The sequence below is a fragment of the Collimonas arenae genome (assembly GCF_001584165.1).
In the GTDB taxonomy this organism is placed as follows: Bacteria; Pseudomonadota; Gammaproteobacteria; order Burkholderiales; family Burkholderiaceae_D; genus Collimonas; species Collimonas arenae.
This window is the reverse complement of the sequence record NZ_CP013233.1, coordinates 4,001,902-4,015,072: the sequence shown is the minus strand read 5'-3', so window position 1 is coordinate 4,015,072 and position 13,171 is coordinate 4,001,902. Positions and strand designations below refer to the sequence as shown.

11 protein-coding genes and 2 pseudogenes are annotated in these 13,171 nt (G+C 56.5%); 11 read left to right on the top strand and 2 right to left on the bottom strand.

Going from position 1 to position 13,171, the window contains the following annotated elements; genetic code table 11:
• Positions 1 to 19: 19 nt before the first annotated feature.
• Entirely contained in the window at positions 20 to 1,126 is a 1,107-nt protein-coding gene (gene hemH, locus CAter10_RS18380) for a ferrochelatase (RefSeq protein ID WP_061534553.1), read from the top strand.
• A gap of 119 nt (positions 1,127 to 1,245) precedes the next feature.
• Here hemH and CAter10_RS22940 read toward each other — a convergent pair whose 3' ends face one another.
• Positions 1,246 to 1,668, bottom strand: a complete 423-nt coding sequence (locus CAter10_RS22940; RefSeq protein ID WP_164840395.1) for a hypothetical protein — start codon at positions 1,666 to 1,668, stop codon at positions 1,246 to 1,248.
• On the opposite strand from CAter10_RS22940, the gene grpE reads away from it, so the two are divergent.
• The 5 genes and pseudogenes from grpE to can all read left to right on the top strand — a co-directional run bounded on the left by grpE (position 1,658) and on the right by can (position 7,144).
• Positions 1,658 to 2,197, top strand: coding sequence for a nucleotide exchange factor GrpE (grpE, locus tag CAter10_RS18375; protein ID WP_061534552.1), 540 nt, complete (start codon positions 1,658 to 1,660; stop codon positions 2,195 to 2,197). The two genes, CAter10_RS22940 and grpE, sit on opposite strands and share 11 nt — an antisense overlap.
• 95 nt (positions 2,198 to 2,292) lie before the next feature.
• Positions 2,293 to 4,233, top strand: a complete 1,941-nt coding sequence (gene dnaK / locus CAter10_RS18370) for a molecular chaperone DnaK (protein WP_061534551.1) — start codon at positions 2,293 to 2,295, stop codon at positions 4,231 to 4,233.
• 134 nt (positions 4,234 to 4,367) lie between these two features.
• Positions 4,368 to 5,492: pseudogene (gene dnaJ / locus CAter10_RS18365) on the top strand (molecular chaperone DnaJ).
• A gap of 237 nt (positions 5,493 to 5,729) precedes the next feature.
• Positions 5,730 to 6,329: a chalcone isomerase family protein gene (locus CAter10_RS18360; protein ID WP_061534550.1), complete on the top strand. Its 600-nt coding sequence runs from the start codon at positions 5,730 to 5,732 to the stop codon at positions 6,327 to 6,329.
• 147 nt (positions 6,330 to 6,476) lie between these two features.
• A pseudogene (gene can / locus CAter10_RS18355) lies at positions 6,477 to 7,144 on the top strand (carbonate dehydratase).
• A 197-nt stretch (positions 7,145 to 7,341) separates the two neighbouring features.
• On the opposite strand, the gene purM reads toward can, so the two are convergent.
• The gene (gene purM, locus CAter10_RS18350; RefSeq protein WP_061535456.1) at positions 7,342 to 8,394 is read right to left on the bottom strand and encodes a phosphoribosylformylglycinamidine cyclo-ligase; all 1,053 of its coding nucleotides are present in this window, start codon (positions 8,392 to 8,394) and stop codon (positions 7,342 to 7,344) included.
• A gap of 240 nt (positions 8,395 to 8,634) precedes the next feature.
• Between purM and CAter10_RS18345 the strand changes: the two genes are divergently transcribed.
• The 5 genes from CAter10_RS18345 (at position 8,635) to folK (ending at position 13,099) form a co-directional block, all read left to right on the top strand.
• A complete protein-coding gene (locus CAter10_RS18345; protein WP_061534549.1) occupies positions 8,635 to 9,717 on the top strand; it encodes an AI-2E family transporter in 1,083 nt (360 codons plus the stop codon).
• Positions 9,718 to 9,850: 133 nt separating this feature from the next.
• Positions 9,851 to 10,552: a DnaA regulatory inactivator Hda gene (gene hda, locus CAter10_RS18340; protein ID WP_061534548.1), complete on the top strand. Its 702-nt coding sequence runs from the start codon at positions 9,851 to 9,853 to the stop codon at positions 10,550 to 10,552.
• Positions 10,549 to 11,223: a histidinol-phosphatase gene (locus CAter10_RS18335; RefSeq protein WP_061534547.1), complete on the top strand. Its 675-nt coding sequence runs from the start codon at positions 10,549 to 10,551 to the stop codon at positions 11,221 to 11,223. Before hda ends, CAter10_RS18335 begins: the two co-directional genes overlap by 4 nt.
• Positions 11,220 to 12,599 carry a polynucleotide adenylyltransferase PcnB gene (gene pcnB, locus CAter10_RS18330; protein WP_061534546.1) on the top strand — a complete coding sequence of 460 codons (1,380 nt, stop codon included), beginning with the start codon at positions 11,220 to 11,222 and terminating at the stop codon, positions 12,597 to 12,599. The genes CAter10_RS18335 and pcnB overlap by 4 nt, the downstream gene beginning before the upstream one ends.
• Positions 12,596 to 13,099, top strand: a complete 504-nt coding sequence (gene folK, locus CAter10_RS18325) for a 2-amino-4-hydroxy-6-hydroxymethyldihydropteridine diphosphokinase (protein ID WP_061534545.1) — start codon at positions 12,596 to 12,598, stop codon at positions 13,097 to 13,099. Before pcnB ends, folK begins: the two co-directional genes overlap by 4 nt.
• The last annotated feature ends 72 nt before the right edge of the window (positions 13,100 to 13,171 follow it).

Sequence of the window (13,171 nt, the reverse complement as noted above, 5' to 3'; positions counted from 1 at the left end):
AACTTCCCGGAAATCCCACATGGCATTTCGCAAAGAACCGCAATTCACACACGGCACGGTTGCCAAGACCGCAATAGTGCTGGTCAACCTCGGCACACCCGATGCGCCGACCACCAAAGCGGTACGCCGTTATCTGAAGCAGTTCCTGTCCGATCCGCGTGTGGTGGAAATCCCGCGGGCGATCTGGTGGGCGATCCTGCATGGTGTGATCCTGCCGTTCCGCTCCAGCAAGTCGGCGCACAAATATGCGTCGATCTGGACCAACGAAGGTTCGCCGCTCAAGGTCCATACTGAGAAGCAGGCCACCTTGCTGCGCGGCTACCTGGGACAGCGCGGCCATCAGGTCAAGGTGGCGTATGCGATGCGCTACGGCAGCCCGTCGATTACTGAGGTCCTGGACCAATTGAAGGTCGATGGCTGTGAGCGGATTCTTGTCCTGCCGGCCTATCCGCAGTATTCCGCGACTACCACGGCCTCGATTTACGATGCTGTATTTGCCCATTACGCGCAGGTGCGCAACGTGCCGGAACTGCGCCTGATCAAGCATTACCACGATCACGAGGAGTACATCCAGGCTCTGAAAGAGTCGGTGCAGGCGCATTGGGCGATGCATGGCATGCCGGACCAGCTGGTCATGAGCTTCCACGGTGTGCCGAAGCGCACCTTGACGCTCGGTGATCCATATCATTGCGAATGTCATAAGACGGCAAGATTGCTGGCGCAGCAACTGGGGTTGGGGCCGGAGCAGTATCAGGTGACCTTCCAGTCGCGCTTTGGTAAAGCCGAATGGCTGCAACCCTATACCGCACCGACCTTGCAAAAAATGGCAAAGCAGGGCGTCAAGCGGGTCGATGTGATGTGCCCTGGATTCACCAGCGATTGCCTGGAAACCCTGGAGGAGATCGCCATAGAGGCCAAGCAGGACTTCCTCGGCGCCGGCGGCAAGGAATTTCATTTCATCGCCTGCCTGAATCAGTCCCAGCCCTGGATTTCGGCCATGGCCAGCCTGGTCGAGGAGCACATGATCGGTTGGCCGACGCATCTGACCGACAGCGAGCGCACCGGCATGAAACTGCAGGCCGACGCATCGAAGCAGCGCGCCGAGCGCCTGGGCGCTGCCCAATGAAGGGGGCAACGCGAGTTGTGGCGGGTTGGCGGCAGAAATTTTGAGATGGAGTGCGCCACACTGGCGGGGCGCAACTATAATGAGCGCCCAGCTTGCAGTTGGGCGTTCAGATCAGGATATTATCGGTTTGGCAATGGATGGGAAGTCTGGCAAGACATCAACATAAAAATTAATACAGCGCGACCAGTTGCGAATAACTGATCCAGCTGGCTGCCAGCACGATATAGACAACCAGAAATGCGGAAATCAACGGCAGTTTCACGATTTTCCCCTTTCATCGGCTTGATTTGTTGAGCGCTTTTGCGTGTATGAATCCATGTCTTCAGCATAGTCCCCATGGCGCGTTGCAGCAAACCTGCAGGTGGTAAATTTTGTTTCAATTTGTTGCTGGAAAATGGCGCAGATAGTGGCTTTGGCGCTGCTTTTGCCAGAATCTGGATGGCTGATGTTTTTAACCCTTGAAAAAGTAGGGACATAGCCTCATTTGGCTTTGCATACACCACTAAGTTATTGATTGTTGGAGGTTTTTGAATGGAAAACATGGAAAATCAGAGCGGACAAGCGCAACCCGAAAAGAATGCTGTTGCTGAAGATGCAACAGTAGTCGCCGAGTCGGCGCTGGAAGTCCAGTTGTCCGAGGCGCAAGCCAAGATCGCGGAAATGCAGGACGCTTTCCTGCGCGCCAAGGCCGAAGCGGAAAACATTCGTCGCCGGGCCCAGGAAGATATTGCCCGTGCGCACAAATTTGCGATTGAGGGCTTTGCCGAAGCCTTGGTACCTGTGAAGGACAACCTTGAGATGGCGTTGAAAATCGAAACGCCATCGATTGAGTCGCTGAAGGAAGGCGTCGAAATGACGCTCAAGCAGCTTTCTTCGGCTTTCGAAAGAAACCGTTTGCTGGAGATTTCACCGGAGGTCGGTGAGAAACTCGACCCGATGAAACATCAGGCAATCTCGACGGTTCCTGCTGAGCAAGAAGCCAATACCGTAGTGACAGTGCTGCAGAAGGGTTACACCATTGCCGATCGGCTGCTGCGTCCGGCACTGGTCGTCGTTGCGCAAGGAAAATAACAAAAAATCGCTTGGCGAGCGCTTGAAAGCGCTGTTTTTCTCCTTATATTCAGAACATCAAAACATTAATCAGATTTCAGTAAAGGACATACACCATGGGTAAAATTATCGGCATTGACTTGGGGACCACCAACTCTTGCGTTTCAGTTATCGAAGGCGGTCAACCTAAAGTGATCGAAAACTCGGAAGGCGCACGTACTACGCCGTCCGTCATCGCTTATCAAGAAGACGGCGAAATCCTGGTCGGCGCGCCGGCCAAGCGCCAGGCAGTCACCAATCCGAAGAACACGCTGTACGCAACCAAGCGTCTGATCGGCCGCAAGTTCGACGAAAAAGAAGTGCAGAAGGACATCGCCCTGATGCCTTACCAGATCCTCAAAGCCGACAACGGCGATGCATGGGTCGGCGTGCGCGATCAAAAACTGGCGCCGCCACAAATCTCCGCAGAAGTGCTGCGCAAGATGAAGAAGACTGCCGAAGACTACCTCGGCGAAGAAGTCACCGAAGCTGTGATCACGGTACCGGCTTACTTCAACGATGCACAGCGCCAAGCAACCAAGGATGCTGGCCGTATTGCTGGTCTGGACGTCAAGCGCATCATCAACGAACCGACTGCAGCAGCGCTGGCATTCGGCCTGGACAAGGCTGAGAAGGGCGACCGCAAGATTGCCGTGTACGACTTGGGCGGCGGTACTTTCGACGTCTCGATCATTGAAATCGCCGATGTCGATGGCGAAAAGCAATTTGAAGTGTTGTCGACCAATGGCGATACATTCCTTGGCGGCGAAGACTTCGACCAGCGCATCATCGACTACATCCTGGATGAGTTCAAGAAGATCAATGGCATCGACCTCGGCAAGGACGCGATTGCTTTGCAACGCATCAAGGCATCGGCCGAGCGCGCCAAGATCGAACTGTCGTCGTCGCAACAGACTGAAATCAACGAGCCGTACATCGCGATGGCGAACGGCGCACCGGTCCACTTGAACCTGAAGATCACCCGCGCCAAGCTGGAATCGCTAGTTGAAGAACTGATCGCCAAGACCATCGAGCCTTGCCGCATCGCAATCAAGGACGCCGGCGTCAAGGTTTCCGATATCGACGACATCATCCTGGTCGGCGGCATGACCCGTATGCCTAAGGTGCAAGAGAAGGTCAAAGAGTTCTTCGGCAAGGAACCACGCAAGGACGTGAATCCGGATGAAGCTGTTGCCGTTGGCGCAGCGATCCAGGGTTCGGTCTTGTCGGGCGACCGTAAGGACTTGCTGTTGCTGGACGTGACGCCGCTGTCGCTGGGTATCGAAACCATGGGCGGCGTGATGACCAAGATGATCCAGAAGAACACCACGATCCCGACCAAGTTCAGCCAGGTGTTCTCGACTGCCGACGACAACCAGCCGGCCGTGACCATCAAGGTTTTCCAAGGCGAGCGCGAAATGGCAGCAGGCAACAAGGGCCTGGGCGAATTCAATCTGGAAGGTATTCCGCCAGCAGCACGCGGCACACCGCAGATCGAAGTGACCTTCGACATTGATGCCAACGGCATCTTGCACGTCGGCGCCAAGGACAAGGCAACCGGCAAGGAAAACAAGATCACGATCAAGGCCAACTCCGGCTTGACCGAAGAAGAGATCCAGAAGATGGTGCGCGACGCTGAGGCGAATGCCGAGGAAGACAAGCGCCTGAAGGAAGTTGCCGAAGCCCACAACCAAGGCGATGCATTGGTCCATTCGACCAAGAAATCCCTGGCGGAATACGGCGACAAGCTGGAAGCAGGCGAGAAGGCCAGCATCGAAGCGGCAATCAAGGAACTGGAAGAAGCATTGAAGGGCAGCGACAAGGCCGCTATCGATAACAAGACAGCCGCCTTGACTACCGCAGCGCAGAAGCTCGGCGAAAAAATGTATGCCGACATGCAGGCGCAGCAAGCCGCTGCCGGCGGTGCCGAAGCTGGTGCCGCAGGTGCCGGTGCAGAAGCCAAGCCGAAGGAAGACGACGTGGTTGATGCTGACTTCAAGGAAGTGAAGGACAAGTAATCTCTTCGTCAGCGATGGCCTGCCGATCCGATGTGTAGATCGGAGCGGCAAGCATCGCGAAGACGCGCCGGACAGATGCCATCGCTTGCGATGCCCTGTTCGGCGTTTTCGCTTAAACAAGAGGGTGTAAAAAGATGGCGAAGCGTGATTTTTACGAAATACTGGGTGTTGCGAAAAACGCTTCTGATGAAGAAATCAAGAAGGCGTACCGCAAGCTCGCAATGAAGCATCATCCGGACCGCAATCCGGATAGCAAGGGTGCGGAAGAGAAGTTCAAAGAGGCGAAAGAAGCTACGAAATGCTGTCAGACCCGCAAAAGCGGGATGCTTATGACCGCTATGGCCATGCCGGTGTCGATCCCAATATGGGTGGCGGCGGTGGTGGCGCGGGCGGATTCGCCGATGCCTTTGGCGATATCTTCGGCGACATTTTCGGTGGCGGCGGTGGTCGCGGCGGCCGTGGTGGCGGACCACAGGTGTATCGCGGCGCCGATCTGCGCTACAACCTGGAAATCACGCTGGAGCAGGCGGCACACGGTTTCGACACTACCATCCGGGTACCGTCCTGGGATGAATGCGAACCATGTCACGGCAGCGGCGCCAAGCCGGCACTGAGCCGGTCACTTGCCCGACCTGCGGTGGTCACGGCCAGGTGCGCATGCAGCAAGGTTTCTTCAGCATTCAGCAGACCTGTCCGAAATGTCATGGAAGCGGCAAGATCATTCCCGAGCCGTGTCCGTCTTGCGCCGGTGCTGGCCGCATCAAGCGCAACAAAACACTGGAAGTGAAGATTCCTGCTGGTATTGACGATGGCATGCGGATTCGTTCTTCCGGCAATGGCGAGCCAGGCATGAATGGCGGCCGACTGGCGACTTGTATGTGGAAATTCACATCAAACCGCACGCGGTGTTCCAGCGTGAAGGCGACGATCTGCATTGCGAAATGCCGATCTCGTTTGCCAAAGCGGCTTTGGGCGGTGAAATCGAAGTGCCGACATTGAACGGCAAGGCTTCGTTCACGATCCCCGACGGCACCCAGTCCGGCAAGACCTTCCGCCTGCGCAGCAAGGGTATCAAGGGTGTACGCTCAGGCTACGCCGGCGATCTGTTCTGCCACGTCGTGGTGGAAACCCCGGTCAAGCTGAGTGAGCGCCAGAAGGAATTGCTGCAGGAGTTCGAGCAACTGACCAGTGAAGGCGGCGCCAAGCACAGCCCGCAAACCAAGTCCTGGAAGGACAAGGTAAAAGAGTTCTTCGAATAATTTCGATCACGGACGCTTTACCTTCTGGAAACGCCAGCCATCGAGGGCTGGCGTTTTTTTATGCCAAAAATTTCCTTGTGGAAAATGTTGTTCCATATGGCCGGTGCCATTAACAATTTCTCTATTGCATAATTTTGCGCGCCTCTCTATTCTGTAGGTGGTAATAATAAAACGATCGTTCTTTTATATCAGCGATCAACACAAAACAAACTCCATATACAAACCATAGGAGGAGACATGAAGATAGTTGCTCGTTTGAAGCGTGCGGGGGCTTGCGCCTGCATATTGTCGGCGCTGATCGTGGCGCAGAATGCGTCCGCGCTGGATGTCGCAGGCGTCAAGATCGACGAAACGGCAAAAGTCGGTAATCAGGATCTGAAGCTGAACGGCGCCGGTATTCGCTACAAGGTGATTTTCAAGGTGTATACGGCGGCGCTCTATCTGGCCGACAAGAAAACCACTGTGCCGGATGTATTGGCGGCGCCGGGCGCACGGCGGATCGAGCTGGTGATGCTGCGTGACGTCAGCAGCGAGGATTTCAGCCGTGCTTTCATGGCAGGTATCCAGAACAACGTGGACAGGACGGAAAAATCGAAGATCATCAACCAGTTGCTGAAGTTCGGCGAGCTGTTTGCCTCGATCCCGGAATTGAAAAAAGGCGATGTGCTGACCACCGACTGGATTCCCAACGTCGGTACGCAGATCCACTTTAACGGCAAGCCAGTGTCGGAGACCTTGCCTGATCAGGTTTTCTATAATGCCTTGCTGAAAATCTGGCTCGGTGAGAAACCGGCGGACGGCAAGCTGAAGCAGGCGTTGCTGGGTCAGGCCGGATAGGTAAGCCCAAAGCGAATATCGGCTATAGGAAGCAAAAACCGATAAAAGCCGATGGGATTTGCCAGTTTTCTATAAAATAAGGCCCAGGATGTCTTGCATATCGTTATCAAAATGGTATGCGGATGGAACTTTATTGAATAGAAAACAATGACAGCAAAAAACAAGCAATCCCTGACCAGAGAAGATCTTTTCCAGAGAAACCGTGAGTGGGCGGCGGCAATTACCGCCCGCGATCCGGCCTTTTTCAAAACCCTGGCAGCGCAACAGACGCCAGAGTATTTCTGGATTGGGTGTTCCGACAGCAGGGTGCCGGCAAATGAATTGCTGGGCTTGCTGCCGGGTGAGTTGTTCGTTCACCGCAACGTCGCCAACGTGGTTGCACACAGCGACCTGAACTGCCTGTCGGTGCTGCAGTTTGCCGTCGACGTACTCAAGGTCAAGCACGTTTTCGTGGTCGGCCATTATGGCTGCTCCGGCGTTCACGCCGCCCTTACCAAGCGCCGCGTCGGCCTGGCGGACAACTGGTTGCGCCATGTCGAAGATGTGCACCAGAAACACGAACGGTATTTGGGCGAAGCGTTACCTGAGAGTTTGCGCCACGATCGCCTGTGTGAACTCAACTCCATGGAGCAGGTTGCCAATATCTGCCGTACTACGATCGTCCAGGACGCCTGGGAGCGCGGCCAGCCACTGACCATTCATAGCTGGGTCTATGGCTGCGCGACGGACTGTTGCGCGATCTGGGCGTGACGGTAAGTTGCATGTCCGATCTGGACAAGGGCATGGCGGCGAGCTTAAAGCGTTATGAAGATTGAAATTGATTGATGCAGTGATTGCAGCGACCACGAAATAAAAAAAACGACCAGTAATCTGGTCGTTTTTTTATGTACCTGGCATTTGCGTTGCTTATCTTGGCGTCGCAAAAATAACCGTCATTCCCGCGAAGGCGGGAATCCATGTCGACTTAAATGGGTCCCCGCGTTCGCGAGGACGACGCAGTTGATTGATTAGATCAGATGACGATGGTTTGCGCTTCACCTTCGGCGCGGGCGCGGATTTCGCCGATCCGGCTGACGGTTTCACCGGCTGCCTGCAATTGGGCGATGGCGGCGTCGGCGTTTTCCTTGGCAACGATCACAGTCATGCCGATACCGCAGTTGAAGACCCGATGCATTTCCGCATCGGCGACTTGGCCATGTTGTTGCAACCATTTGAACAGCGGTGGCATGGTCCAGCTGTCGGCATGCAATACCGCAGTCAGATTGTCCTGCAGCACGCGCGGGATGTTTTCCACCAGGCCACCGCCGGTGATGTGCACCATGCCCTTGACTTCCATCGACTCCATCAGCGCCAGCAACGGCTTGACGTAGATGCGGGTGGGTTCCATCAGGACGTCGGCCAGTTTGCGGCCGTGGAAGTCGGCGTCGAGATCCGGTTGGGCGACATCGATGATCTTGCGCACCAGCGAGTAGCCGTTGGAGTGCGCCCCCGACGATGCCAGGCCCAGGACAACGTCGCCCGGTACGATCTTGGTGCCGTCGATCAGTTTGGATTTTTCAACCGCGCCGACCGCGAAGCCGGCCAGGTCGTATTCGCCATCCGGATACATGCTTGGCATTTCAGCGGTTTCGCCGCCGATCAGTGCGCAGCCGGCCAGTTCGCAACCCTTGGCGATGCCCTTGATGACATCGGTGGCGCTTGGCACATCGAGTTTGCCGCAGGCGAAATAATCGAGGAAGAACAGCGGCTCGGCGCCTTGCACCAGGATGTCGTTGACGCTCATGGCGACCAGGTCGATGCCGACCGTGTCGTGGCGCTTCAGGTGGAAGGCCAGCTTGAGCTTGGTGCCGACACCGTCGGTGCCGGAGACCAGTACCGGTTCCTTGAATTTCTTGCTGATTTCGAATAAGGCGCCGAAGCCGCCGATGCCGCCCATGACGCCTTCACGCATGGTGCGCTTAGCAAAGGGCTTGATTGCCTCGACCAGGGCGTCGCCAGCGTCGATATCAACACCGGCATCGCGATAAGAGAGGGGCACGTTGGAAACGTTTGAAGTGGAAGTCATGATGTGATTGGCGGCAGAGGCGGTAAAATAGAGGAATTCGGCCACGCATTCCCTATACATTGCTGTATTTGGGGTGAAATAATCGGCCAGCGACAGGCTTGCGAGGGCAAAACAAGCGGAAAATGCTGCTTTTCCACGAGGTTTTGCCTGTCCTCAGCTTGTCATTCGCCTGGCGTCGGCTGGATTATTGCGCGGTAAAAGCGGTATTTTATCAAACCGATCCATCAAACTCTCGATTCCATGCCATTTTCTTTTACCGACGAACAAAAACAAACAGCTTTATGGCTTGGACTTGGCCTGTTGCTGATAGCCCTGATGGTCGCGTTAGGGCCGATCCTGACCCCTTTCATCGCCTCTGCAATCCTCGCCTACGCGCTCAATCCGGGCGTCGACTGGCTGTCGCGCAGGCGCATCGGCAAGTTCCCATTTCCGCGGGCGCTGGCGGTGCTGATCGTGATCATGCTGCTGGTGTTTGCGATCCTGGCGGTGATCCTGATCGTAATCCCGGTATTGCGCAAAGAATTTCCTTTGTTGCAAGACCAGATTCCGAATTTCCTCAGCAAGCTGGATGGCTTCATCGGTCCGCATCTCCAGGATTTCGGCATCAACATGCGGCTCGATGGCACTGGCATCAAGGAAATGCTGACCAAGCAGCTGTCGACCAGCAGCGATGAAATCTGGACCTCGGTGCTGGCTTCGGTCAAGGTGGGCGGCACGGCGGTGTTGGGGTGGCTGGCGACGATCCTGCTGGTGCCGGTGGTGCTGTTTTACCTGTTGCAGGACTGGCATCAGATCGTTGCACGCGTCGGCATGCTGGTGCCGCGCCGCTGGCAGGGCAAGACCGGCAACATGACGCAAGAGGTCGATAGCCTGCTGGCGCAGTATTTGCGGGGGCAATTGCTGGTAATGTTGGTTCTGGCGATTTATTATTCGACCGGGCTGGCGATTGCGGGCTTTGATGTGGCGTTGCCTGTTGGCATTATTACCGGTTTGCTGGTATTTATTCCATATGTCGGCTTTGGCCTCGGCCTGGTGTTGGCGCTGATCGCCGCCATGCTGCAGTTCCAGGGCTGGCATGGGCTGATCGCGGTTGCCATTATTTATGGCATTGGCCAGGTACTGGAGAGTTTTATCCTGACGCCGCGCCTGGTGGGTGAACGCATCGGCCTGCATCCGCTGGTGGTGATTTTTGCATTGATGGCCTTTGGCCAACTGTTTGGCTTTGTCGGCATACTGCTGGCGTTGCCATGTTCTGCAATCATGTCGGTAGTGGTCAAGCACGTGCGCGCGCACTACCTGGACAGCAGTTTTTATAAACATTAATTATTATTAATTAAACAAATTAAAAAGGGGTTCGAAAAATCGTCGCGAGCAACGCAGAATTAGGGGGGAGCATCGCAGCTCTCATATTGTGTCGCGCAGCCGGTTCGTCGAGCCTCCTCTTGGGTAAAGAAGTATGAGGCAGCTTACGCTGGACATTACTGCGGAAGAACCGCAGACTCTCGACACTTTTGTGGTCGGGCAGAATCAAGAAGCTTTACAGTTCTTGCAGCGTCTGGTCGCGCCGTCGACGACATCCATCACCGCACCAGGCGACCGCTTCGTCTATCTGTGGGGCGATGCCGGCGCCGGCAAAAGCCACGTGCTGCATGCCCTGGCCAGCAGCACCGGGGCCCGCCTGATCCGCGGCAATCAATATAACGGCGACGTGTTCAATTTTTCGCCGGAGGTATCCGGCTATCTGATCGACGATTGCGACAAGCTGTCGGCCACCGACCAGATTGAAGCGTTCGCCCTGTTCAACCAGATCCGCGAGCATGGCGGCTGGCTGGTCACCAGCGGCGAACTGCCGCCATCCGAACTGAGCGTGCGCGAAGATTTGCGTACCCGTCTCGGCTGGGGCTTGATCTATCAATTGCATGGTTTGAGCGATGAAGAAAAGATCGCCGCACTGACGCATGCCGCGCAAGTACGCGGCCTGCATCTGTCGAGTGGCGTGTTACCCTACCTGATCACGCATTTCCGGCGCGATATGCGGTCTTTGACAGCCATGCTGGATGAATTGGACCGTTATTCGCTGGAGACTCAGCGTCCTATTACGCTGCCTTTGCTGCGCAGCTTGTTGCAACTCGAATCCGAAGATAATAAACCTCTATGAACCTGGCCTTATTCGACCTTGACCATACGCTGTTGCCTGTCGACTCCGACTATGAATGGGGACAGTTCCTGGTGCGCATCGGCGCAGTGGATCCTGATGTCTTTGAAAAGAGCAATGCCGAATGGTTTGCCCAATACCAGGCCGGGACGCTCGATCCGGTCAAATACCTGGAATTCGCATTCGGCACGCTGGCCAAATTCCCGCGCAAGCAACTCGATGCATGGCATGAGCAATTCATGGCGCAAGTAATCCAGCCGCAGATCACACCTGCGGCGCGCGCGTTGCTGCAAAAACACCAGGACGCTGGCGACCTGGTAGCGATCGTGACCGCCACTAACAGTTTTGTGACGGAACCGATCGCCAAGGCGCTCGGCGTCGACTTCCTGATCGCCTCCGATCCGGAAACTACCGGCGATGGCGAGATTACCGGCAAACTGCTGGACACGCCGACCTACGGCCCCGGCAAGGTCGTCCATACCCATGCGTGGCTGGCCACGATGGACATGACGCTGAAAAGCTTCCCGCGCAGTTATTTCTATAGCGATTCGCACAACGACCTGCCGCTGATGCTGCTGGTCACGGATCCGATTGCCACCAATCCGAACTCCCTGTTGAAAGCGCATGCCACCGCGCACGGTTGGCCCATCCTGAATTTATTCGACGCGCAATGATCAAGAAGCTGATTCGTTCCATCCTTGGGAAAAAGAAAAAAGATCCCACCCAACCGTTGATACTCGGCCCGAAGCAGCACGGCATCAATCCGCAGCTGGTGTCGCCGAATGCCGTCAGGGTCACCAAGACGCTGCAGGATAACGGCTACAAGGCGTTCATCGTCGGTGGCGCTGTGCGTGACCTGCTGTTGGGCGTGAAGCCAAAGGATTTTGACGTCGCCACCAATGCCACGCCCGAGCAGGTCAAACGCCTGTTCCGGCGCGCCTTCATCATCGGCAAGCGCTTCCAGATCGTGCACGTGATGTTCGGCCAGGAACTGATCGAAGTCACCACCTTCCGTGGCGCTTCGTCCGACGGTTCGCCCAAGGATGAACATGGCCGCGTGTTGCGCGACAACACCTTCGGCGAGCAGCACGAAGATGCGGTGCGACGCGATTTCACCATCAATGCGATGTACTACGATCCGGCCACCGAAAGCGTGCTGGACTACCATGGCGGCATCGACGATATTCGTGCCAAGACCTTGCGCATCATCGGCGATCCGGAAGCCCGTTATCGCGAAGATCCGGTGCGCATGCTGCGCATTGTGCGTTTTGCCGCCAAGCTCAAATTCACGATCGATCCGGCCACTCGGGCACCGATTCCGGTGATGGCGGCGCTGATCGACAATGTGCCGGCGGCACGGGTATTCGACGAGATGCTCAAGCTGTTGATGAGCGGCCATGCGCTGGCTTGTTTGCAGCAACTGCGCAAGGAAGGCCTGCATCACGGCTTGCTGCCGTTGCTGGATGTCGTGCTGGAGCAGCCGCTGGGCGAAAAATTCGTCACGCTGGCGCTGGCCAATACCGATGTCCGCGTACAGCAGGGCAAGCCGGTGTCGCCGGGCTTCCTGTTTGCATCGCTGCTGTGGCATCAGGTGCTGGAAAAATGGAGCGCCTACAAGGCCGCCGGCGAACTGCCGATCCCAGCCTTGCATCTGGCCGCCGACGACGTCTTGGAAGCGCAAACTGACAAGCTGGCCTTGCAACGCAAGATTGCGTCCGACATGCGCGATATCTGGGCCATGCAGCCGCGCTTTGAACGCCGAGTCGGCAAGGCGCCGTACAAGCTGCTGGAGCATCTGCGTTTGCGCGCCGGCTACGATTTCCTGCTGCTGCGTTGCGCCTCAGGCGAGATCGATAGCGAAATCGGCGAATGGTGGACCGCCTTCATGGACGGTGATGGCGACCAGCGTGAAAAGCTGCTGGCGCAAAAGCCGAAGGTGGCGGCGGAAGCTGCACCGGCTAAGAAGCGGCCGCGTCGGCGCGGTCCGCGTGGCGCCGCCAAGACGGCCAATCCGGGGGGCGGAGGCAACAAAGAGTCAGGTGGTCAATGACGGCGGATTCCAGCAAGATTGCCGATCCGGTGACGGCTTACATCGGCTTCGGCGCCAATCTCGGCGATGCACGCGGGCAGGTGCAGCGCGCTATCCTGCAGCTCGGCAAGTTGCCTGATACCAGCCTGACGGCGCAATCGAGCCTGTTCCGCACGGCGCCGCTGGATGCCGGCGGCGACGATTATATCAATGCCGTAGCTTGCGTCAGCACGCGGCTGAGCGCGCATGCGTTGTTGAAGGGGTTGCAGCGGATCGAACAGGATTTCGGCCGCGAGCGGCCGTATCCGAATGCACCGCGTACCCTTGACCTGGATTTGCTGCTGTACGGCCAAGCGCGCATCGCCGATGACGTGTTAACCGTACCGCATCCGCGCATGACGCAACGTGCTTTCGTGCTGATTCCGCTGTTGCAGATTGATCCCTTCATCGTCATCCCGAATCATGGTCCGGCGCATCAGTTCGCGCCACTAGTCGCGGACCAGTCCATCAGCAAAGCATAAATCCGATTAATGACGAATGCCTGCCGGCTGCGCCGGCTTCTGGCACACTGTCCATTCCTTCCGCATCCGGAT

Bases quoted from the DNA above. Each gene is read 5' to 3' on its own strand.
- hemH (WP_061534553.1), top strand. From the start codon at position 20: ATGGCATTTCGCAAAGAACCGCAATTCACACACGGCACGGTTGCCAAG.
- grpE (WP_061534552.1), top strand. From the start codon at position 1,658: ATGGAAAACATGGAAAATCAGAGCGGACAAGCGCAACCCGAAAAGAAT.
- CAter10_RS22940 (WP_164840395.1), bottom strand. From the start codon at position 1,668: ATGTTTTCCATTCAAAAACCTCCAACAATCAATAACTTAGTGGTGTAT.
- dnaK (WP_061534551.1), top strand. From the start codon at position 2,293: ATGGGTAAAATTATCGGCATTGACTTGGGGACCACCAACTCTTGCGTT.
- CAter10_RS18360 (WP_061534550.1), top strand. From the start codon at position 5,730: ATGAAGATAGTTGCTCGTTTGAAGCGTGCGGGGGCTTGCGCCTGCATA.
- purM (WP_061535456.1), bottom strand. From the start codon at position 8,394: ATGACTTCCACTTCAAACGTTTCCAACGTGCCCCTCTCTTATCGCGAT.
- CAter10_RS18345 (WP_061534549.1), top strand. From the start codon at position 8,635: ATGCCATTTTCTTTTACCGACGAACAAAAACAAACAGCTTTATGGCTT.
- hda (WP_061534548.1), top strand. From the start codon at position 9,851: ATGAGGCAGCTTACGCTGGACATTACTGCGGAAGAACCGCAGACTCTC.
- CAter10_RS18335 (WP_061534547.1), top strand. From the start codon at position 10,549: ATGAACCTGGCCTTATTCGACCTTGACCATACGCTGTTGCCTGTCGAC.
- pcnB (WP_061534546.1), top strand. From the start codon at position 11,220: ATGATCAAGAAGCTGATTCGTTCCATCCTTGGGAAAAAGAAAAAAGAT.
- folK (WP_061534545.1), top strand. From the start codon at position 12,596: ATGACGGCGGATTCCAGCAAGATTGCCGATCCGGTGACGGCTTACATC.